The organism is Empedobacter sp. UBA5987, assembly GCF_002429865.1.
GTDB lineage: Bacteria > Bacteroidota > Bacteroidia > Flavobacteriales > Weeksellaceae > Empedobacter > Empedobacter falsenii_B.
This window is the reverse complement of the sequence record NZ_DJBB01000031.1, coordinates 72,742-94,886: the sequence shown is the minus strand read 5'-3', so window position 1 is coordinate 94,886 and position 22,145 is coordinate 72,742. Positions and strand designations below refer to the sequence as shown.

Here is a 22,145-nt window from a genome sequence, read left to right as displayed (position 1 = left end):
GTTTTCTTTTAATAGTTATTGTTTTTTTTAGATAATAATTATATTTTTCTTAATTAACAATGTAAATTTAAATAATATGAAAAAATTATTGTCTTTTAACAATAGGAGCTTTATCATTGAACTTCTTTAGTTGTAAAGATGATGATGACTCAAGAAAATCTTTAGATGATAAAATTGTCGGAATCTGCAAACTTGAAAAAACAGTTTATCAGGAGACAGGTACACCAGATGAAGTAGAATATCCTGATGATTGTGCTAAAAAGTCTACAACAACTTTTAATAAACACAATACTTATAAAAGTGATGAGTATTATACCGATTATCAAACTGATAAATGTATCAATGAGGTTTATGGAGGTATATATAAAATAGAAAAAGGAAACTTACACATAATAGATGACGAAACTATTTTTAAAATTCAAGAAATTTCATCTAATAAAATGGTTTTACTTCTTGAAGAAGATGTAGATTTAGATGAGAAAGTTGATTCTAAAGTTATTGTTACTTTTATAAAATAAAAAAGCTCAATAATTTAACACTACCCCCAAAAAGTTAGAAACAATTTGGGGGTATTTTTATAAAAAGAAGAGTAAAATATGATTTTGCATTTAAATTAAATATCTAAAGAAGGAGATAAAACAATATATTTACTAACCCGTTGTGCATTTTAAATAATTTTGGTTTTTAGCTTATTAATATTTCGATTAAAGTATGTTTTATTAATGTACTGAACCACAGTAAGTGCAGTAATTTTAGCTAGAATTCTGGTTTTAAACCCTTCAAAAGTCTTTGCATAATTTCGTCTAATCATAAACTGATCGCATAGTTGAGAAAATAAAGTTTCAATTCTTTTTCGATACTTTTTGAATGGATAAAACAGAGGTTTATACTCTTTTTGATTGGATCTTTTCGGTGTTTCTAATCGAATATTAGCTTCATTAAATAAGTCAATTTGAATTGTTTGCGACAAATAGCCTCTGTCACCAAGTAGCACACAATCTGATAGTTGAGATTTTATATCTTTCAAAAAATGAATATCATGAACAGATGCGGGACTGATATCAATACTCTGGAAAACACCATTTAAAGAACAAACAGCATGAAGTTTATAGCCATAAAAAGACATTTGCTGAGAAGCACAAAAACCTCTATTTGGTGCGCTATACTGATGTTCTTTGCAAATTTTAGAGCGATTAATTCTTGCTATTTTACACACCTCCAACGGCATACTATCAACAATAAAACAATTTTCAAATTCATTAAATTCTTTCGCTAATTTAAGTCGAATACTATTAATTTGCTCTGATAATCTACGTTTTCTACGATTGTAAATACTACGCTCAATTTTACAACTTAGCGCTTTAGGAAGATTTCGAAATAAATGATTTTCACTATCAATACCCATAAATTCAGCTGTTAAAACAAGACTTATGAGTTCTAAATCAAAAAGTTTAGGTCTTCTACGTTGATAAATTAAAAGTGTATCTGTTGATATTTTTCGTAGAACTTCCAATATTCTTTCGTAATTTGCAAGTAAGTTGTTCATTGTAAATGTTTTGTAGTTAAAGCAATTTACTGATTTTCAATCAAATGAACAACTTTATTATTTAGTAATCAAAATGCACAACGGGTTTTACTATTAAAGGACAAAGGAACAATTTTCCATGACGCAAGTCAAGGATTTATAGTATTAGGAGAATTCGAGTTTTCTAAAAATGTTACCTTTTCTCATGATAAACTGGGTTTTAATAAGTTTTTAAGATGGGTGAATACTCAATAATTAAGAAAGCTGAATTAGTATTTCTTAAGGAAATTACGGGAGCTTATTCTAAAAGAGTAATAAACAACTAATTCCTTAATTAAATAAACAAATTACTCATTGTAAATTAAGAATAGAAAAACTTATAAATCGGATGAATATCTGAATAATAAAGTTCAAAACTACTAACCATTAAAGGTACTGGATTAATGACTATCGGAACGATGCTTACTGAAACGATGTGTTTTAAATGTTTAAAAAAATAAAGCAATTTTCGAGTTTTGTAGATTATAATTTTATGAGAAGAGAATTAGGAACATCAGTAAAAGAGCAAACAAAAATATCTAAAAAAAGGCAACAGATATATCCGTAATACCATATATTTTCCATTTATGGTAGCTTGTAGATTTAACCCAATAATGAAGGAAGTTTATACCAAAATAAATGAGAAAAATACATCAAAAATGATAGGCCAAGTCAGCAAAAACTGTTAGTTTGAATTTATATTTAATGGGAATTATACAATTTTTGATACAGATTATAATAAAATAACCTCAGTAAAAACTGAGGCTACACAAGATTCTTTAACAAAGTAAAACTCCTTTAATTTTTGTAAAGATAAAATTTTGGTCTAAAATAGTTCTTTATTTAAATAGTACCTTTTCTATTGTGTTAAAACATGAAAAGCTTCTTCCAAGTTTTTATATTGTCCTTTAAATTCTTCTATCGACTGATCTGCAACAATTTTTCCTTTATTCAAGAGGATTACACGTGAACAAAGCGCTTCCACTTCTTGCATAATATGAGTAGAGAGAATGACTGTTTTTTCTTTTCCAATTTCTTTAATTACTTCTCTAATTTCAATAATTTGATTTGGATCCAAACCATTTGTAGGCTCATCTAAAATCAAAATTTCTGGACTCGAAATAATCGCTTGCGCCAATCCAACACGTTGTTTATAGCCTTTTGATAATTGATGAATTTTCTTATGTTTTTCTGGTGATAAACCTACTTTTTCAATGACTTCATCAATTTTTGATTTAGGCACATTTCTAATATTTGTTACAAATTCCAAATACTCTCTTACATACATATCCATGTACAATGGATTATTTTCTTGCAAAAATCCAATCAATTTTTTCGATTCAATTGGTTGCGTCGAAACATTAAAATCATTCACAGAAATTTCACCAGAATCTGCATTTATTGCATTGGTAATACTTTTCATCAAAGTAGATTTTCCTGCTCCATTTGGTCCAAGTAAACCAACAACTTCGCCATTATTTATAAAAAACGAAACTTTGTCTAAAGCCACCTGTTCACCGTATTTTTTTACTAAATCTGTAATGATTATTCCCATTTGATGAAAAATTTTCGATAAAATTAGCAAAAAAGATTTTGATAACTGATAAATTATTTTTTAGATTTGTAGAACAATTAGAAAAACGAAATGGCAACATTCAATTATTTTAACGCATTCTTTTTTTACTTTTTTGGATATTATCCAGGAGAGCAGGGACTGCGTTGTCAAAATTGATTGTTAACATTCATAATAAGATAATATAAAGTCCCGCAATTTGTGGGACTTTTTTTGTGGAAAAAAATGAAAGAAAGAGTTGCAATACAAGGTTACATTGGTTCATATCATCACGAAGCTGCCAATAATTATTTAGGAAATGACATCGAAATTGTAGAATGCGACACATTCAAAACTTTAGCAAAGTCACTTGCAAAGGGAAAAGTTGACAAAGCAATCATGGCAATTGAAAACACAATTGCTGGAGCAATTTTACCAAACTATGCGTTGCTAACGAAATACAATCTGAAAGTTGTTGGAGAAATTTATTTATCAATCCAACATCAATTGATGGTCAAAAAAGGAAAAACTTTAGACGATGTAAAAGAAGTTCGTTCGCACCAAATGGCATTGTTACAATGTGATAAGTTCCTTGAAAAACATCCAACATGGCGAGTTGTAAATGATATCGACACCGCATTAACAGCCAAAGATATTGTAGAACAAGATTTGAATGATGTTGCAGCAATTGCGTCGAGAAAAGCGGCAGAAGTATATGAATTAGACATTTTAGCTTCGAGTATTCAGACGTTTCAAGATAATTTTACTCGCTTTTTTGTATTGCAACGCGAGCATAACGATTACGAAGATTTCAACAAAGTTTCGATGCGTTTTTCTGTTCCACACCAGTCTGGTGCTTTGGTTGACGTGTTAAATCAAATTGCAGAATGTGGAATAAATATGGACAAAATACAATCTGTTCCGATTATTGAAAAACCTTGGGAATACTCTTTCCACATTGATATTACGTTCGAGCAAAAAGAACAATATTATGAATTGCTTGGAAAAATTGCACGAAAATTAACGGATTTAGAAATATTAGGCGAATATAAACTGGGGAAAAAATGATAGCAGAAGCCCAACGATTACAAAGTGTTCAAGAATACTATTTCTCGAAAAAATTACAAGAAATAGCGAACATGAAAACCGATATTCCAATCATTTCATTAGGAATTGGAAGTCCAGATTTACAACCTCATCTAGATGTGATTGAGGAATTAATCAAAAGTTCACGAAACGGAATTAATGGCTATCAAAGTTATCGTGGAGTTCCAGAAATGCGCGAAGCTATGGCAAGTTTTTACAAAAACAAATTTGATGTAGACGCCAATCCTTCAACTGAAATTTTACCATTAATGGGATCTAAAGAAGGAATTATGCACATTTCGATGGCATTTTTGAATGAAGGTGATAAAGTTTTAATTCCAAATCCTGGCTATCCAACCTATTCATCGGTTACAGAATTAGTTCAAGCAGAACCGTTGTTTTACGATTTGAAAAATGAAAATGATTGGCTTCCAGATTTTGATCAATTAGAAAAATTAGCTGAGCAAAAACCAAAAATTATGTGGCTTAATTATCCACATATGCCGACAGGAGCTAAAGCTCCAAAAGACGTTCTTAGAAAATTAGTAGAGTTTGCAACTCGTCACAATATTTTAATCATTAATGATAATCCTTATAGTTTTATTTTGAACGATGAGCCGACAAGTATTTTAGAAATAGATGGTGCAAAAGATGTTTGCATTGAATTGAATTCATTAAGCAAAACCTTTAATATTGCAGGTTGGCGAGTAGGAATGGTGATTGGAAAAGAAAGTTTTATCAATTCTATTCTAAAAGTGAAATCAAATATGGATTCGGGAATGAATTTTGCGATACAAAAAGCCGCGACAAAAGCTCTTTTAGTTGATGATTCTTGGTACGATGAGTTGACAAAAGTTTATGCAGAAAGACGAAAAATTATTTGGGAAATCGCTGATATCTTAAATGTAAAATATAATCCCAATGCAGCAGGAATGTTTATTTGGGCTAAACTTCCGGAAGGAAAAGATGATAAAGAATTTATTGATGACATTTTATACGATAAAAAAGTATTTATCACGCCAGGAAGTATTTTCGGAAGTAATGGTGAAGGATTTATAAGATTTTCACTTTGCGCACCTGTTGAGAAGTTGATTGAAGTAAAGAAAAGATTAGAAGCATGAAAACAATTTCAGTAATCGGTTTAGGATTAATCGGAGGTTCGTTTGCTTTAGCACTAAAAAAAGTTGGTGTTGCCGAAAAAATAATCGGTGTTGATCAAAATATTGAACATCAAATTCAAGCTTTAGAATTAGGAATTGTGGATGAAATCGCTCCTTTGAATGAAGCACTTTCTCAATCAGATTTAGTAGTGATTGCGGTTCCAATTAATTCAATTCAAAAAGTTTTACCAGAGATTTTAGATCAAATTAATGATAAAACAATTGTAATGGATATGGGATCAACAAAAGCTGGAATTTGTAAAAAAGTTTTAAGTCATCCCAAAAGAAAACAATTTGTTGCCACACACCCAATCGCAGGAACGGAAAATTCTGGACCAAAAGCTGCTTTTCCTGAGTTGTTTTTAAACAAAGTTGCGATTTTGTGTGATATTGAAGAAAGCGAAAAAGAAGCAGTAAAAAAAGTAAGAAAAATTTATCAATCGCTCTGGATGAATGTTAAAACAATGACTTCGGAAGCGCATGATGCGCACATTGCGTACGTTTCTCATCTTTCGCACATTACTTCTTTCGCCTTAGGACAAACAGTTTTGGAAGAAGAAAAGAATGAAGATGCAATTTTTGACATGGCTGGATCTGGTTTCGAATCTACGGTTCGTTTAGCAAAAAGTTCTCCTGATATGTGGACACCAATTTTGATTCAGAATCGAGAAAATTTACTCAATGCTATTGATGCTTATCAAACACAAATTTCGAAAATCAGAAAAATGATCGAAGAAAAAGACGCCGAAGATATTCATCAATATTTAAAAAACACAAACGACATACGTCGAATATTAAATAAATAAAGTCATTCTGAACTTGTTTCAGAATCAAATCAAAAATAAAAGTTGAACTAAATTAAGTTTGACAAGAAAATAGAAATAATTACTCTCAAATAAAATAAATATTAAATCTTAAATTTGTAAATGTTATGGAAAACAATAACTGGATAAAAGAATACGATAAACCAATGATTATCGCTGGACCTTGTAGTGCAGAAAGTGAAAAACAAATGATGACAATCGCTGAAGATTTGGACAAAGATTATGTGCAAGTTTTCCGTGCGGGAATTTGGAAGCCTCGTACTAAACCAAACTGTTTCGAAGGAGTTGGTGCAATCGGATTAAACTGGTTGAAAAAAGTAAAAGACGAATTCGGAATGAAAATCGCAACTGAAATCGCCAATGCAAATCACGCAAAATTAGCGTTAGAATATGATGTTGACGTTTTATGGATTGGTGCTCGTTCTACGGTAAACCCTTTTACAGTACAAGAAATTGCTGAAGCTTTACGTGATACAGATAAAACAGTTTTGGTTAAAAATCCTGTAAATCCAGATTTAGATTTATGGATTGGTGCTTTGGAGCGTTTAGAAGGTCAAGGAATCAAAAACTTAGGTGCTATTCACCGTGGTTTTTCAACGTACAAAAAGACAAAATACCGTAACAATCCACAATGGCAAATTGCGTTAGATTTCAAAAACAAATTACCAAACGTGCCAATTATTTGTGACCCATCACACATTTGCGGAAACAGAACAGGATTATTTGATGTTGCACAGCAAGCCTTCAACTTTGAATACAATGGATTGATGATCGAAACGCACAATAATCCTGATGAAGCTTGGTCTGATGCAGCTCAACAAGTAACACCAGCTCGTTTATTAGAAATCTTAAAAGATTTAGAAATTCGTGTTTCTGATGATCCAGATGCAATTTACAAAACTGGAATTCAGAATTTACGTCATCAAATTGATGAATTAGATAACTCTATTTTAGATGCAATTGCTCAACGTATGAAAGTTGCAAACTCTATCGGAGAATTGAAAAAAGAACATAATGTGGCAGTTTTTCAGCCAGATCGTTGGAAACAAATCAAAGATAATTCTGTAAAAGCAGGAGTTTCTTTAGGTTTATCTGAAGATTTTGTTGACAAATTATTGCAAGCAATTCACCAAGAATCTGTTGCGCAACAAAACCAAATTATGGTTAAAAAAGAAGAAAAAATTTAAACAATATTGAAAGGAATTGTCATAAAATCTACTGGTAGTTGGTATCATCTTTTAACCGAAGATGGTACAACCTATCAGGCAAGAATTAGGGGAAAATTTAGAATAGCCAATATCAAACATACTAATCCAATTGCTGTTGGAGATGAGGTTGAGTTTGAGATTGACAAAGATGATATTGCAGTCGTTACAAAAATTCATGATCGCAAAAATTACATCATACGAAAATCTGTTAATCTATCCAAAAAAACGCATATTATTGCCTCTAACATTGATGTTGCTTTTTTGGTTGTAACGCTTTCTAATCCCAAAACTTCGTTTGGTTTTATTGACCGTTTTTTGATTACTGCCGAAGCTTATCATATTCCTGTTGTAATTTTATTCAACAAAATGGATTCGTACACAGAAAATGAAATGGCTGAGTTAGAAATTTATAAATCAATTTACAATTCTATCGGTTACGAAAGTCTAGATATTTCGGCTGAAACTGGTCTAAATTTAGATCTTGTAAAAGATCGAATGAAAGATAAAGTAAGTTTGGTTTCGGGACATTCTGGCGTTGGAAAATCAACGTTGTTGAATACTTTAAATCCTGATTTAAACTTAAAAACGCACGAAGTTTCTGATTTTAATAGCAAAGGACAACATACCACAACTTTTGCACAGATGTACGAATGGCCTTTTGGAGGTTTTATTATCGATACGCCTGGAATTAAAGAATTTGGTTTGGTTCATATCGACAAAACCGAATTACAAGGTTATTTTCCTGAAATTTTAGAACTGAAACACAATTGTAAATTTGATAATTGTATTCACGTTAACGAGCCAAAATGTGCTGTACGTTATGCAGTAGAAATTGGTGAAATCGCAGTTTCTCGCTACGAAAATTATCTCACTTTTTTAGAAGAAGATATTTATACCGAAAAATAATAAAAAAGCCGTTTCTTATGAAATGGCTTTTTTATTTTCTCAAATTACGGTTTCACGTAAAAATAATTCAATTTCTCATTTTATTTTTGTTAAAATTAATTGAATGAGCAATTTATCCGTAAAAATCGCTTTAGATTTTGAGGAATGTACAAAGGAACAAAAAGAAAGATTTTTATTGCATTTAGAAGATTTAAATTGGAAACCATTAAATCCAAATAAATTGTGGATTGCTGAATTTGATAATTCTGAAAATAAAGAAAACAGAATAAAAAATATAGAACAAGAAATCATCAATGCAAAAAAAATGTCAAAGCTCTATGAGTTATATTATGCGATAATTGCAGATGAGGAAATCTATTTTAACCAACTAACTTAAACCTATAGCGATTGCTTTCTAAACTTAAATTACAACAAACGTTATAACACATTTAAAAGATGAGTTGTAACGTTTTTTTATTTGTTAATAATTTCTTAAATTCAAATCGATTTTAAATCAATAAAACTAGAATTATGCGAGTGATTTTACAGCGTGTGCAACATGCTTCTGTAATGGTAGATGGAGAAATAACAGGAAAAATTGAAAGCGGAATTTTGGCCTTGGTTGGTTTTGAACCTGATGATACGAAGGAAGATTTTGAATGGATTTCGAAAAAAATAATTAAACTCCGAATTTTCAATGATGAAAATGATGTGATGAATTTGGATGTACAGCAAACAAATGGAGATATTTTGGTTGTGTCTCAATTTACGTTGCATGCGTCTACGAAAAAAGGAAATCGTCCGTCATATATCAAAGCGTCAAAACCGGACATAGCAAACGTACAATATGAAACATTTTTGAACGTTTTAGAATCAAATTTCAAACCTGTACAAAGAGGAATTTTTGGTGCAGATATGAAAGTCGAATTGTTGAATGATGGTCCTGTAACCATTTTTATCGATTCAAAAAATAAAGAATAACTTGATTAATAGATATTGAATGAAACAAACTCTACTTTTTTTAACTTTTTTGATTAGTTCATTTTCTTTTGCGCAAAACTATGCAGTCGATCAAATTCCAGCCGATTTGATAAAAGATGCTTATGCTGTTGTACGAAAAAATGAAGAAAAAATAGAACTTCTAAAAGTTGATGAATTAAAATATACGGAAGACGTTGTCGTAACAGTTTTGAGTAAAGCAGGCGATAATTATGTTGGTGCGCAAGCGAATTATGATGCAAATACAAAAATTGACTTATTCGAGGCAACTTTGTATGATGCAAATGGAAAAGAAATTAAAAAATTCAAGACCAAAGATTTTGGTGACCAAAGTTATGTAACAGGTGGACAAATGTACACGGATGATCGCATCAAATATTTAAATTATACTCCAACAAATTATCCTTACACGATACATTATAAAATTGTTACAACGAACAAAAATACACTTTGGATTCCGCGTTGGTCACCTATACGAGCAGCAAATTTATCAATCGAAAAATCGTCTTATCAATTTGTCAATAAAACATCTTCAACCATTCGATTGAAAGAAGATAATTTTAAAGGTTTTGACATTGCAAAAACAGGAAATAACAATAATTTGAGCTATTCATTAAACAATGTTTTGGCATTTAATGAAGAAGATCAAATGGTTGGAAGTCAAAAAATATTTCCTCGCGCTATTTTAGCTTCAAATCAAATCAATATCGATGGTGTTAAAGGAAATTTTGACAATTGGAATGATTACGGAAAATGGACTTTTGATAATTTAATTCGTACAAAATTAGATTTTACTCCATCTCAAAAATTAACTTTTCAAAATATGGTCAAAGATGCAAAATCGGACGAAGAAAAAGTTCAGATTTTGTACAAACATTTGCAAAATAAAGTTCGATATATTGGCGTACAACTGGGAATTGGAGGACTTTCGCCTTTTCCAAATTCTTATGTTGAGAGCAAAAGTTATGGCGATTGCAAAGCCTTATCTAATTATATGATTGGAATGTTAGATGCAGTGAATATCAAATCGTATCACACCATATTATTTGCTGGAAATCCAATTGATATTGATGAACAAATGATGTATCAACAAGGAAATCACATGATTGTTTATATACCTCTAAATGGAAAAGATATTTGGTTAGAAGCAACAAGTCAAACAGCTCCTTATAATTATTTAGGTGATTTTGCAGGAAATAGAAAAGTATTAATTGTTGATGAAAAAGGCGGAAAAATTATTCCTTCGCAACAATTCAAAACAGAAGATAATCAATTATTCGTCAATGGAAATGCAACACTTTTAGCAGATGGAACATTAAATTTTGATTTTTCTGAAACTTCCAAAGGTTTGATTTATGAGAATTTTGCAAGATTTAATCAATTAAGCGAAAAAGATCTTGATGTTCGTTTAAAAAATCGATTTTCTTACTTACAAGGAATATCATTCAAAAAGAAAGAATTTAATAATGATTGGAAAAATGCTGTTTTTACTTCAAATTTCGAGTTTTCAGCACCAAATTATGCTAAAATTCAAGGAAATAACATCATTCTGAATATTATTCCAGTGAATAAAGAAGAGACTTCTGTCAAAAAAATGAAAGATAGAAAGTTTGATTTCAACATCGAGACAGGATATGTTGACGAAGTTTCGTATACATTGACACTTCCTTCTGGTTATAAATTACCACAAAAATTTGATGCTATAACCGTGAAATCTGCTTTTGGAGAATATCAATTAGAAATCAATCCGAAAGAAAATAATGCATTCGAAATAAAACGTATTTACAAACAATTTTCTGGAACTTTTTCGAAAGAAAAATACAACGAATATGTAGAATTTAGAAGACAAATTTCGGGTTACGACAACACAAAACTACTTTTAGAAAAATTATAACACTAATATGAAAACAATATTTACGATTGTTGCGACAGTTGCAACTGTTTCGAGTTTTGCACAAGATGTAAAATTTGGAAAACTATCTAAACAAGATTTCGAGAAAACAAAAAGTACAATTCAAGCTGATGCTCCAGCAGAAGTTTTATATGCTGACGGAAATTATAAAGTTAGTTTTAATACCAATCAAGGCGGTGTTGAGCAAACAAAAAAAGTTTTTTATAGAGTAATTGTATTTGATAAAGATAAAACACCAGATGATGTTTTGAAAGTTGAAATTCCTCTTTACAAAAGTTCAGGATCGGATCAAGATAAATTAATTTCATTAAAAGCGGTTACTTATAACCTTGAAAACGGAAAAATTGTTGAACAAAAAGTCGAGAAAAAAGATATTTTTTTAGATAAAGTTCATCGTTTTATGGATAAACAAACGTTTACTTTTCCAAATGTAAAAAATGGATCAATCTTAGAATATACGTACGAAATTATTTCTCCATTTTATGGAAGTACGGATACCTGGTATTTTCAACAATCAATTCCTGTAGTTGCGAGTAATTTGACGATGCAAAATCAAGAACATTTTAATTATCAACAAGATTTGAGAGGTGCATTTGCTCCAAAATTAACAAAAAATTCTAAAGATGATACTTTTTCAACTACTTCTTTTGGAAACAGAGGTGTTTCATCTTTTGGGGGAAATATGGGAAATCAAGGCGCGACATCAAGTAACCACAAATTAAAAATTGACACGCAAACCTATTCATTAACTAATTTACCTTCTTATTCTCGCGAAGCTTATGTGCTTAATCCAAGAAATATGCTAGCAAGTATTCAGTTTGAGTTGGCTTCTTTTGTTGCTCCTGGTAGAACTTCAGAAAATTTTTCTACAACATGGGAACGTATTGGTAAAGATTTGATGGATCATGAAGAGTTTGGTCGACAATTAAATGGGAATAATTTTTTAGATGAAACTGTAAACGCTACAATTGTTGGAAAATCTACAAATATTGAAAAAGCTCAAGCAATTTACAATTATGTAAAAAACAACATGGCTTGGAATGATTATTTAGGTCAATATACAGATAAAGGAATCCGAAAAGCATTTAACGAAAAATCTGGAAATTCAGCGGATATCAATCTTATGTTAACAGCTATGTTGCGTAAAGCCGGATTAGACGCAAATCCAATTGTTTTGAGTACGTTGCAAAATGGTTTAATCAATTATTCGTTTCCTTCACGTAGCAAATTGAATTATGTAATTGTTGGAGCAACAATAGATAATGAATTTTATTTAATGGATGCAACTGATAAAAATGCTCAAATTAATTTATTACCAATTCGAGCAATTAACGATCGTGGATTTATGGTAAATGACAAAGGAATAAAAGAAGTTCCTCTTCGTAATTCGGTTATGACCAATGATAAAATATCAATTACGGCAGATTTAAAAGCAGACGGAACATTAACTGGAATTTTTTCGAATGTTCGCGATAATTATTTTTATATGTTTGATAAAAGTGAAATCGCAGATGATCCAAAAGCGTTCGAAAAAGAATTTGTAGAAGATTATAATTTTGAAATTTCAGAATTTAAAACACAAGATAACAAACAAAATGTAATTCGTCATCAATTCAAATTTGATGATGTAAAAGTAGATGTGGCTGGAAATAAAATATTATTCAATCCATTTTTATTTGTTGCGAATACAAAACATAATTTAAATCTAGATCAACGTAATTACAATATTGAGTTTGGTGCACCAACTACGAATACAAATACAGTTAAAATTAAAATTCCAGAAGGTTACAAAGTCGAATCTTTACCAACTGAAAAGCAATTTACAATGCCCGATCAAGCTGGTGGATATGCATATAAAGTAATTGAAAAAGATGGTTTTATTATCGCTCAAGCCCAAAAAGTTATTCCATACAGTATTTTACCTGCACAATACTATAAACCATTGAAAGAATTTTTAACAAATATTATTAATGCAGAAAGTCAGCAAGTGATTTTGGTAAAACAATAAAAAATATTCTAAACATCGAATAAAGCCAACTCCAAATACGAGTTGGCTTTTTATTTTTGTACCTTTAACTTTTAAAATTTAAAATAAGATGAGCCTTAAACAAGCACAAACAGACGTTGATAATTGGATAAAAGAACATGGTGTTCGCTATTTTAACGAGTTAACAAATATGGCACAACTAACCGAAGAGGTTGGAGAAGTTGCTCGTATTATTGCGCGTCGTTACGGTGAACAATCGGAGAAAGAATCAGATAAAAACAAAGATCTTGGCGAAGAATTGGCAGATGTTATTTTTGTAGCACTTTGTTTGGCGAATCAAACAGGTGTTGATTTAGAATCAGCTTTTTACAAAAAATTAGATTACAAAACAAAACGTGACCACGATCGTCATCAAAATAATGATAAATTAAAATAAATATGATTGAAATTTCTGCTCTAAAATCTCCGATAAATAATCAATTAGCCATCACAGGTTCTAAAAGCGAAAGCAATCGTTTGTTGTTATTAAGTCAATTATTTGAGAATGTTTTGACATTAGAAAATGTTTCAAATTCAGAAGATTCTCAATTAATGCAAAAAGCGTTAGCGAACAAAACTGATTTAGTTGATATTCACCATGCGGGAACTGCAATGCGATTTTTAACGGCTTATTTTTCTATTCAAGATGGACGAAAAATAACGTTAACAGGCTCTGAAAGAATGAAACAACGACCAATAAAAGTTTTGGTTGACGCCTTGAATGAGTTGGGTGCAGAAATTTCGTATCAAGAAAACGAAGGTTATCCGCCTTTATCGATTGTTGGAAAAAAAATAACGAAAGATTCTATTACAATCCCTTCTAACATTAGTTCTCAATATATCTCGGCTTTATGTTTGATCGGAACGAAATTAGAAAATGGATTAACGATAAATCTTGATGGAAAAATTATTTCTGTTCCTTATATTCAAATGACAATTCAGTTGTTGAATAAAGTCGGAATTAATGCAATTTTCGAAGAAAATACAATCAAAATTCCTTTCACTGAAAACATCTTTGCTCAAACTTTACATGTAGAATCAGATTGGAGTTCAGCTTCATATTATTATAGTTTGATTGCTTTATCTCAGAATTCTGAAATCAAAATCTCAACTTATTTCGAAGATTCTTTACAAGGAGATTCAGCTTTGCAACATATTTATGCAGAAAATTTTGGTGTAATTTCAACTTTTGAAAATGGAGTTTTAACATTGAAAAATGAAGATAATTTCATACCAAAATCTATCATCGAATTAAATTTAATCAATACTCCAGATATTGCACAGACAATTGCTGCAACTTGTGTGGGATTGAAAACAAAATGTCATTTAACTGGTTTAGAAACACTAAAAATCAAGGAAACCGACCGTTTAATCGCACTTAAAAATGAGTTGGAAAAATTTGGAGCAATTATAACAATTACAAACGATTCATTAACGATAGAAGGTTATAATAATTTTGAAAAAACGCCTACTTTAGCAACATATAACGACCACAGAATGGCAATGTGTATGGCGCCTTTGTCGCAAATTTACCCAATTCGAATTGAGAATGAAATGGTCGTAGAAAAATCTTATCCAACATTTTGGGAAGACTGGAAACAATTAGGTTTTGAAATTAAATCGATTTAAAATATAACAAAAAAATCCGCTTAAAAGCGGATTTTTTTTAGTTTGTATATACTTCATTTATTCAAAATTCTGCATATTTACCAAATTGGCATAAACACCTTTTTTCTCAATAAGTGAATGATGATTTCCTTGTTCAATAATTTTACCTGCTTCCATTACTACAATTTTATCCGCATTCTGAATTGTTGATAAACGGTGCGCAATAACCAAAGAAGTACGATTTTGCATCATATTATTCAAGGCAACTTGTACCAATTTTTCAGATTTCGTATCCAAAGCAGAAGTTGCTTCATCCAAAACCATAATCGGTGGATTTTTATAAACCGCACGCGCAATACTTAAACGTTGTTTTTGTCCACCAGAAAGCTTGCTACCTCCCTCTCCTACTGACTCTTGATATTTTTCTGGCATTTTTACAATAAACTCTTCCGCATTTGCAATTTGCGCAGCATATTCTACTTTTTCCAAATTTGGAGATTTATCACCTAATGAAATATTATTAAAAATTGTATCATTAAACAAAATAGAATCTTGCGTAACCAAACCAAATAACAAGCGATAATCATTTAATTTTATATGTTTGATATCAATTCCATCAATCAAAATTTGACCTGATTTCACATCCCAAAAACGAGTAATTAAATTCGCCAAAGTCGATTTTCCAGAACCAGATTGCCCAACTAAAGCAACGGTTTCTCCTTTATTAATTGTTAAATTAAAATTCTCGATCACATTATGTTTTCCATAAGCAAATGTGACATTTCTAAACTCAATTTTATCTTCAAACGCATCAATTCCTTTAGCATCTGGAACATCTTTTATCGAAACATCAGCATCCAAAACTTCAAAAATTCTCTTTGCAGAAACTTCTCCTTTTTGTACATCTGATAATGCTTTCGAAAAACGTTTAATCGGATCTAATAATGTATAAAATGTTGCGATATAAAAAATAAATTGTGACCCTGTTAAACCATTTCCTTCTAACGATAATTTACCACCAAAAAAAACAATTAATCCAATTGTAACAGCACCTAAAAATTCACTTGTTGGTGAAGCCAAAGCACGTTTTTTCATTACTTTTTGAAGATATTTACGATAACGATTAATCGATTCATCAAAACGACCTTTTACTTGATCTTCTGCGTTAAAAATTTTGATAATCTTAAGCGAAGAAAGTGTCTCGTCTACATAAGTAATAATGTTAGATAATTCGTCTTGCGCATGAGCAGCAGCTTTTTTCAGACTTTTTCCAATCAACGAAATAATTGTTCCCATAATCGGAAAAACCAAAATAGCGAAAATTGTTAATTGATAGCTAACTGTAAATAATACTACAACGAAAACAATAATCATAATTGGCGAACGAACAATCTCTACAATTGAATTTAAGATGTTAGATTCTACTTCGTTTACATCGCTTGAAATACGATTAATCATATCTCCTTTTCGTTTTTCAGTAAAATAAGCAACTGGCAAATCAATAATTTTGTTATGAATATCAACACGTAAATCACGTGTCACACCCGAACGTAAGTCTACCAAACAAGTTTCTGAAAGAAAACTGAAAATATTTCGAAATAAAAATGCAATAATAAATATCACACACGAAATCGCTAACACATAAACTGGTCCTTGAGTTTGAGAAAGCTCATTCATATAATAAGCTGAATAATCTGAAAAAAATTGTTTCAGATTACCCAAATCACCAGAATAAATAGGTTTTGCGATAACTCCAGGTGATTTTTCACCAAACAAAACACTCAAAATTGGCATCATAAAAGCCAATGCAATTACATTGAAAAGTGCATAGAGTAAATTGAATATAATCGCTGTAACAAACGAAGTTCTATATGGTTTTGCGTACGAGAACGCTCTTTTAGTTAAACTCATTGATGTATTTTAGAAAATCAAAACCTTAGTTTTGAAGTTACAAATTTACGTAAAAAAAATAATGACTATTCTTTTAGAAATAGTCATTATAGAGTAAAATTTTGTGGGTTTGATTACTCAGAGTAACCTTTTCGTTTTTGTTTTGATTTTTATTTAACTCGTTGCCAAGTTTGCGTTCTTCCTACAAGAGAAATCCCGATAAAACCTCTTACGTCTAATTTATCATTTCCGTTAAGAGACATTTTTGCTTTGTATTCCTTTCCACTATTAGGATCAATGATTTTTCCACCATTCCATTCTTTTCCATCTTTTTTAAGACCAGAAAGAATTTGCATTCCTAAAATTGGTTTATTTTTTAATGCTCCTGAACAATCTGTACATTTTGCATCTTCTTTTCCTTTCGTTAAAATCTTAGTGACTTTACCATAAAGTTTTCCATCTTTCTCGAAAATCTCTACGTAAGACTTCGCCTGTTTTGTCTCATCATCAATTGTTTTCCAAGTTCCTATTGGTGATTGCGCATACATTAAAGATGTCAACATAAAGAATAATCCGAATAAAATTGATTTTTTCATATTTTTATCCTTTAAAATTTATTTCACTAAAATAACTATTTTTTAGTGTAAATAAAACACTACGCTTTATTTTTTATAAAAATAATCTCTTTTAAACATAAAAATTCATTTATAACATTAATTATCAATCATTTAATTCAATAAATATTTTTAAATAAATAATTATAAATTTTATTCATAAAAGTCAAAATAGTGTATTATTATGCTTACATAGCAATAATAAAAACGAAGGCATTTTTATGGTTTTTGTCATTTTTATGACAATTTCTTCTTCAAGAATAAAAAAATGAATACATTTGTCTACTATTTTTATAGAGTTTATAGATTGAAGAATGAATCAGCTTACGAAATACAGTTTACCATTTAGAAAACAAGAAGTAGAACCTTTGATAGAATCCATTATTTATGATGAGATTTTTCAACAACCAAATCCTTTGTACAAGAAAGAAGATTTACTCAATCAATTCAATTCTATTTTGTTAAAAATTGTTCCTGAGGAGAAATCGAATCAAATTAGTTTATATTTTTTTGAACAATTTGCACAACTTAGACAAGAATTAGAGGAACTAATTTTTGTTTTTTATGCAAATGATCCTGCATCTAAATCGGAAATTGAAATCATTTTAGCCTATCCTGGTTTTTTTGCAATTGCAATTCATCGTTTAGCACATATTCTCTACAATTTAAATACGCCTATTCTTCCTCGTTTTTTTTCCGAATATGCACATTCTAAAACTGGAATTGATATTCATCCTGGTGCTTCAATTGGAAAAAACTTTTATATCGATCATGGTACAGGAATTGTCATTGGAGAAACAACATTGATTGGTGATAATGTGAAAATTTACCAAGGCGTAACATTAGGAGCGTTTTATGTTTCGAAGAATTTGGCTAATAAAAAACGTCATCCAACAATAGAAAATAATGTCACAATTTATGCTGGAGCAACTATTTTGGGAGGAACAACAATTATTGGAAAAAATTCTGTAGTCGGCGGAAATGTTTGGATTACAGAAAGTATAGAAGAAGATTCTGTTGTCTATCAAGAGAATCAACCACAAATAAAAAAACAAAAAAAAGAACAACATATCAATTATATCATCTAAAACCTTACAACAATGATTTACAATAATGTATTAGAAACCATAGGAAATACACCAATTATTAAACTGAATAAATTATTTCCTAACCATAACGTTTATATTAAAGTAGAAAAACAAAATCCGGGTGGATCAATAAAAGATCGTATTGCTTTGGCAATGATTGAAGATGCTGAAAAAGCTGGAATTTTAAAACCTGGAGGAACAATTATAGAACCTACTTCGGGTAATACAGGAATTGGCTTATCATTTGTTGCGGCTGTAAAAGGTTACAAAATGATTATCACAATGCCAGAATCGATGTCAATTGAACGTCGTAAAATTATGGAAGCTTATGGTGCTGAATTTGTTTTAACTCCAAAAGAATTAGGAATGAAAGGCGCTATTGCAAAAGCACAAGAATTAGCCGAAACAATAGAAGGCGCTTGGGTTCCGCAACAATTTGAGAATAATTCGAATCCGACAGTCCATTACAATACAACAGCAAAAGAAATCCTTGAAGATTTTCCACAAGGAGTTGATTATTTAATTACAGGAGTTGGAACAGGCGGACATCTTTCTGGAATTGGAAAAGCATTAAAAGAAGTTAACTCTTCAACAAAAGTTATCGCTGTAGAACCAACAGATTCTCCTGTCATTTCAGGAGGAAATCCTGGTCCACACGCGATTCAAGGAATTGGAGCAGGATTTATTCCTACTAATTTAGATACTTCAATCGTTGATTCTTCTACTCAGATTACAAAAGAAGAAGCATTTGAATTTGCAAAAAAAGTGGCTAAAGTAGAAGGTATATTTGTCGGAATTTCTACAGGTGCTTCATTGGCTGCAGTTGCTAAAACTTTGAATGAAGTAGACAAAAACACGAAAATATTAACTGTCAACTACGATACTGGCGAACGCTATTTATCAGTAGAAGGTTTATTTTAAATACTATAAAAATTTTTAAACGAAAGGAGATATTGACAAAATGTCTCCTTTTTTTATTCAACAAAGTCAAAAAGTCAGTTTTTAGGTTTTATTTCTACTTTGGAATTTTTTTTGATGAAATACACCAAACAAAACCAATATAAAAAACTAAAAACCAATGGATTTTAATCAATTTACAATAAAGGGTCGTGAAGCGATTCAAGCAGCGCAGCAAATTGCAGTTGCACAAAAAAATCAAGCAATAGAACCAGCTCATATTTTAGGTGGAATGATAGATGTTGATGAAAACGTGTTATCATTAATCTTAGAAAAACAAGGTGTAAAAATGGATATGTTGAAACCTGAGTTGGATTTAGAAATCAATAAATATCCAAAAATAGAAGGTCAACAAGGAAATCATCTTTCCAATTCATCTAACCAAATTTTGCAATCTGCACAAGAAATTGCAAAAGAGATGAACGATGATTTTATCACCTTAGAGCATTTATTATTAGGTATAATCAAGAATGTATCGCCTGTAAGTCAATTATTAAAAAATAGAGGTGTAACATTCGACAACACAAAAAAATTAGTAACAGAATTGAGAAACGGAGAAAGAGTAACTTCTGAAAACGCGGAAGGAACATATAATTCATTAAACAAATACGCTAAAAACTTAACAGATTTAGCAAAAGAAGGAAAATTAGATCCTGTAATTGGACGTGATGAAGAAATTCGTCGTGTTTTACAAATTCTATCACGTCGTACAAAAAATAACCCAATCCTTATTGGTGAACCAGGTGTTGGTAAAACCGCTATAGCAGAAGGTTTAGCACATCGTATCATCAATGGAGATGTTCCTGAAAATCTTTTGAATAAACAAATTTTTTCATTGGACATGGGAGCTTTGGTTGCTGGTGCAAAATACAAAGGTGAGTTCGAAGAGCGTTTGAAAGCCGTTGTGAAAGAAGTAACCGCTTCGAATGGAGAAATAATTTTGTTCATCGATGAGATTCACACGCTTGTTGGTGCTGGCGGCGGCGGAGAAGGTGCAATGGATGCTGCAAATATCTTGAAACCTGCTTTGGCTCGTGGCGAATTACGTTCGATTGGTGCTACAACTTTGAATGAATATCAAAAATATTTTGAAAAAGATAAAGCTTTAGAACGTCGTTTCCAGAAAGTAATGGTAGAAGAACCAGATGAAGAATCGGCTATTTCTATTTTGCGTGGAATCAAAGATAAATACGAGCAACACCATAAAATTGGAATTAAAGACGAAGCAATTATTGCGGCTGTAAAATTATCAACACGTTATATTACAGATCGTTTTTTACCAGATAAAGCCATCGATTTGATGGACGAAGCAGCTTCTAAGTTGAGAATGGAAATGAATTCTAAACCAGAAGATTTAGATAAATTAGATCGTAGAATTATTCAATTAGAAATCGAAATTGAAGCGATAAAACGCGAAAATGACGAGAAAAAATTGAATCTTTTAAAAGAAGAATTATCTAATCTTCAAGATGAAAGAAATCAATTGAATTCGAAATGGGAAGCGGAAAGAAATCGTGCCGATGAAGTTCAAGATTTAAGAAAATCTATCGAAAATATCAAATTCGAAATTGAGCGTGCAAAACGAGATTACGACTATGCAAAAGCTTCCAAATTAGAGTTTGAAGATTTAGTTAATGCAAAAAATAATTTAGAAGAAGCTGAACATAATCTAGAAGAAAATAAACAAAATAAACTGGTAAAAGAGTTTGTTGATGCGGATGATATTGCAGAAGTTGTATCGAAATGGACAGGAGTTCCGGCTCAGAAAATGATGCAATCTGATCGCGAAAAATTATTGAATTTAGAAAACGAATTACACAAACGTGTTTTAGGTCAAGAAGAAGCAATTATAGCAGTTTCTGATGCCATTCGTCGTTCTCGTGCAGGTCTTAGTGACGAAGGAAAACCAATCGGTTCGTTCTTATTCTTAGGTTCAACTGGTGTTGGGAAAACTGAGTTGGCAAAAGCCTTAGCCGAGTTCTTATTCGATGATGAAAATGCAATGACTCGTATCGACATGTCCGAATATCAGGAGCGTCATGCAGTTTCTCGCTTGGTTGGGGCACCTCCGGGTTACGTTGGTTACGACGAAGGTGGTCAGTTAACAGAAGCGGTTCGTCGCCGTCCTTATTCAGTTATTTTGTTGGACGAAATTGAGAAGGCACATCCAGATGTTTTCAATATTTTGTTACAAGTTTTGGATGACGGACGTTTGACAGACAACAAAGGTCGTGTGGTTAACTTTAAAAATACGATTATCATTATGACATCGAATTTTGGTTCTCATACGATTTTGGATAAATTCTCAAACATTGACGAAAATAATGTGGCACAAGTTTATGATGAAACAAAAGATGTCGTTTTTGAGGAATTGAAACAAAACTTTAGACCAGAATTTTTGAATCGTATTGATGAAATTATTTTGTTCCGTCCATTGAGTGAAAATCAAATTTCTGGAATCGTGAATATCTATTTAAGCGGAGTTGCTAAGAAATTAGCACAACGTGATATTACATTAGATATTACGCCAGAAGCTGTCGATTATTTAGCAAGAAAAGGCTACGATCCACAATTCGGAGCACGACCATTGAAACGAGTTATTCAACAAGATGTATTAAATGAACTTTCAAAAGAAATTTTAAAAGGAACAATAAATGATAATGATGCGGTTTTAATCGATTATTTCGAAGAAAAACCTGGAGATAATAAATTAGTTTTCAGAACTAATCAATAAGTATATTACGATTTTATTCATGTGTAAAAAAATCCGCT

Annotated in this window: 19 protein-coding genes; 15 read left to right on the top strand and 4 right to left on the bottom strand. The window is 31.0% G+C overall.

The genetic code is table 11. From position 1 onward, the window contains the following. Positions 1-116 precede the first annotated feature (116 nt). Complete coding sequence (locus B3J26_RS05225) at positions 117-518, top strand: lipocalin family protein (protein WP_291061501.1); 402 nt, start codon at positions 117-119, stop codon at positions 516-518. Positions 519-667: 149 nt separating this feature from the next. Here the strand turns inward: B3J26_RS05225 and B3J26_RS05220 are convergent, their stop codons facing one another. Together B3J26_RS05220 and B3J26_RS05215 are read right to left on the bottom strand one after the other, a co-directional pair. Further along, on the bottom strand, positions 668-1,546 hold the full coding sequence (locus B3J26_RS05220) for an IS982 family transposase (RefSeq protein WP_291073582.1): 879 nt from the start codon (positions 1,544-1,546) through the stop codon (positions 668-670). Positions 1,547-2,423: 877 nt separating this feature from the next. Beyond that, positions 2,424-3,119, bottom strand: coding sequence for an ABC transporter ATP-binding protein (locus B3J26_RS05215; protein WP_291061257.1), 696 nt, complete (start codon positions 3,117-3,119; stop codon positions 2,424-2,426). 243 nt (positions 3,120-3,362) lie between these two features. On the opposite strand from B3J26_RS05215, the gene B3J26_RS05210 reads away from it, so the two are divergent. From B3J26_RS05210 to B3J26_RS05160, 11 genes are all read left to right on the top strand, one after another. Next, positions 3,363-4,184, top strand: a complete 822-nt coding sequence (locus B3J26_RS05210) for a prephenate dehydratase (RefSeq protein WP_291061255.1) — start codon at positions 3,363-3,365, stop codon at positions 4,182-4,184. Further along, the gene (locus tag B3J26_RS05205) at positions 4,181-5,323 is read left to right on the top strand and encodes a pyridoxal phosphate-dependent aminotransferase (RefSeq protein ID WP_291073580.1); all 1,143 of its coding nucleotides are present in this window, start codon (positions 4,181-4,183) and stop codon (positions 5,321-5,323) included. Before B3J26_RS05210 ends, B3J26_RS05205 begins: the two co-directional genes overlap by 4 nt. Then, the gene (locus B3J26_RS05200; RefSeq protein WP_291073578.1) at positions 5,320-6,168 is read left to right on the top strand and encodes a prephenate dehydrogenase; all 849 of its coding nucleotides are present in this window, start codon (positions 5,320-5,322) and stop codon (positions 6,166-6,168) included. The genes B3J26_RS05205 and B3J26_RS05200 overlap by 4 nt, the downstream gene beginning before the upstream one ends. 125 nt (positions 6,169-6,293) lie before the next feature. After that, complete coding sequence (locus B3J26_RS05195; RefSeq protein ID WP_115002148.1) at positions 6,294-7,373, top strand: bifunctional 3-deoxy-7-phosphoheptulonate synthase/chorismate mutase type II; 1,080 nt, start codon at positions 6,294-6,296, stop codon at positions 7,371-7,373. Positions 7,374-7,379: 6 nt separating this feature from the next. Continuing rightward, entirely contained in the window at positions 7,380-8,300 is a 921-nt protein-coding gene (gene rsgA / locus B3J26_RS05190; protein ID WP_291073576.1) for a ribosome small subunit-dependent GTPase A, read from the top strand. Between the two features lie 103 nt (positions 8,301-8,403). Beyond that, complete coding sequence (locus B3J26_RS05185) at positions 8,404-8,676, top strand: hypothetical protein (RefSeq protein ID WP_221854400.1); 273 nt, start codon at positions 8,404-8,406, stop codon at positions 8,674-8,676. 134 nt (positions 8,677-8,810) lie between these two features. Continuing rightward, on the top strand, positions 8,811-9,260 hold the full coding sequence (dtd, locus tag B3J26_RS05180) for a D-aminoacyl-tRNA deacylase (RefSeq protein ID WP_115002146.1): 450 nt from the start codon (positions 8,811-8,813) through the stop codon (positions 9,258-9,260). Positions 9,261-9,279: 19 nt separating this feature from the next. Beyond that, positions 9,280-11,172 carry a DUF3857 domain-containing protein gene (locus B3J26_RS05175; protein WP_291073574.1) on the top strand — a complete coding sequence of 631 codons (1,893 nt, stop codon included), beginning with the start codon at positions 9,280-9,282 and terminating at the stop codon, positions 11,170-11,172. Positions 11,173-11,179: 7 nt separating this feature from the next. After that, positions 11,180-13,198, top strand: coding sequence for a DUF3857 domain-containing protein (locus B3J26_RS05170; RefSeq protein ID WP_291073572.1), 2,019 nt, complete (start codon positions 11,180-11,182; stop codon positions 13,196-13,198). A gap of 88 nt (positions 13,199-13,286) precedes the next feature. Next, on the top strand, positions 13,287-13,613 hold the full coding sequence (locus B3J26_RS05165; protein WP_038333238.1) for a nucleotide pyrophosphohydrolase: 327 nt from the start codon (positions 13,287-13,289) through the stop codon (positions 13,611-13,613). A 2-nt stretch (positions 13,614-13,615) separates the two neighbouring features. Continuing rightward, the gene (locus B3J26_RS05160; protein ID WP_291073571.1) at positions 13,616-14,845 is read left to right on the top strand and encodes a 3-phosphoshikimate 1-carboxyvinyltransferase; all 1,230 of its coding nucleotides are present in this window, start codon (positions 13,616-13,618) and stop codon (positions 14,843-14,845) included. A 57-nt stretch (positions 14,846-14,902) separates the two neighbouring features. On the opposite strand, the gene B3J26_RS05155 is transcribed toward B3J26_RS05160, so the two are convergent. Both B3J26_RS05155 and B3J26_RS05150 read right to left on the bottom strand, forming a co-directional pair. Beyond that, positions 14,903-16,735 carry an ABC transporter ATP-binding protein gene (locus tag B3J26_RS05155; protein WP_180905440.1) on the bottom strand — a complete coding sequence of 611 codons (1,833 nt, stop codon included), beginning with the start codon at positions 16,733-16,735 and terminating at the stop codon, positions 14,903-14,905. Between the two features lie 149 nt (positions 16,736-16,884). Then, the gene (locus tag B3J26_RS05150; protein ID WP_038333244.1) at positions 16,885-17,310 is read right to left on the bottom strand and encodes a DUF2147 domain-containing protein; all 426 of its coding nucleotides are present in this window, start codon (positions 17,308-17,310) and stop codon (positions 16,885-16,887) included. A 332-nt stretch (positions 17,311-17,642) separates the two neighbouring features. Between B3J26_RS05150 and epsC the strand changes: the two genes are divergently transcribed. From epsC to clpB, 3 genes are all read left to right on the top strand, one after another. Next, on the top strand, positions 17,643-18,416 hold the full coding sequence (gene epsC / locus B3J26_RS05145; protein ID WP_125348924.1) for a serine O-acetyltransferase EpsC: 774 nt from the start codon (positions 17,643-17,645) through the stop codon (positions 18,414-18,416). 12 nt (positions 18,417-18,428) lie between these two features. Then, complete coding sequence (gene cysK / locus B3J26_RS05140; RefSeq protein WP_038333247.1) at positions 18,429-19,337, top strand: cysteine synthase A; 909 nt, start codon at positions 18,429-18,431, stop codon at positions 19,335-19,337. 157 nt (positions 19,338-19,494) lie between these two features. After that, entirely contained in the window at positions 19,495-22,107 is a 2,613-nt protein-coding gene (clpB, locus tag B3J26_RS05135) for an ATP-dependent chaperone ClpB (protein ID WP_180905441.1), read from the top strand. The last annotated feature ends 38 nt before the right edge of the window (positions 22,108-22,145 follow it).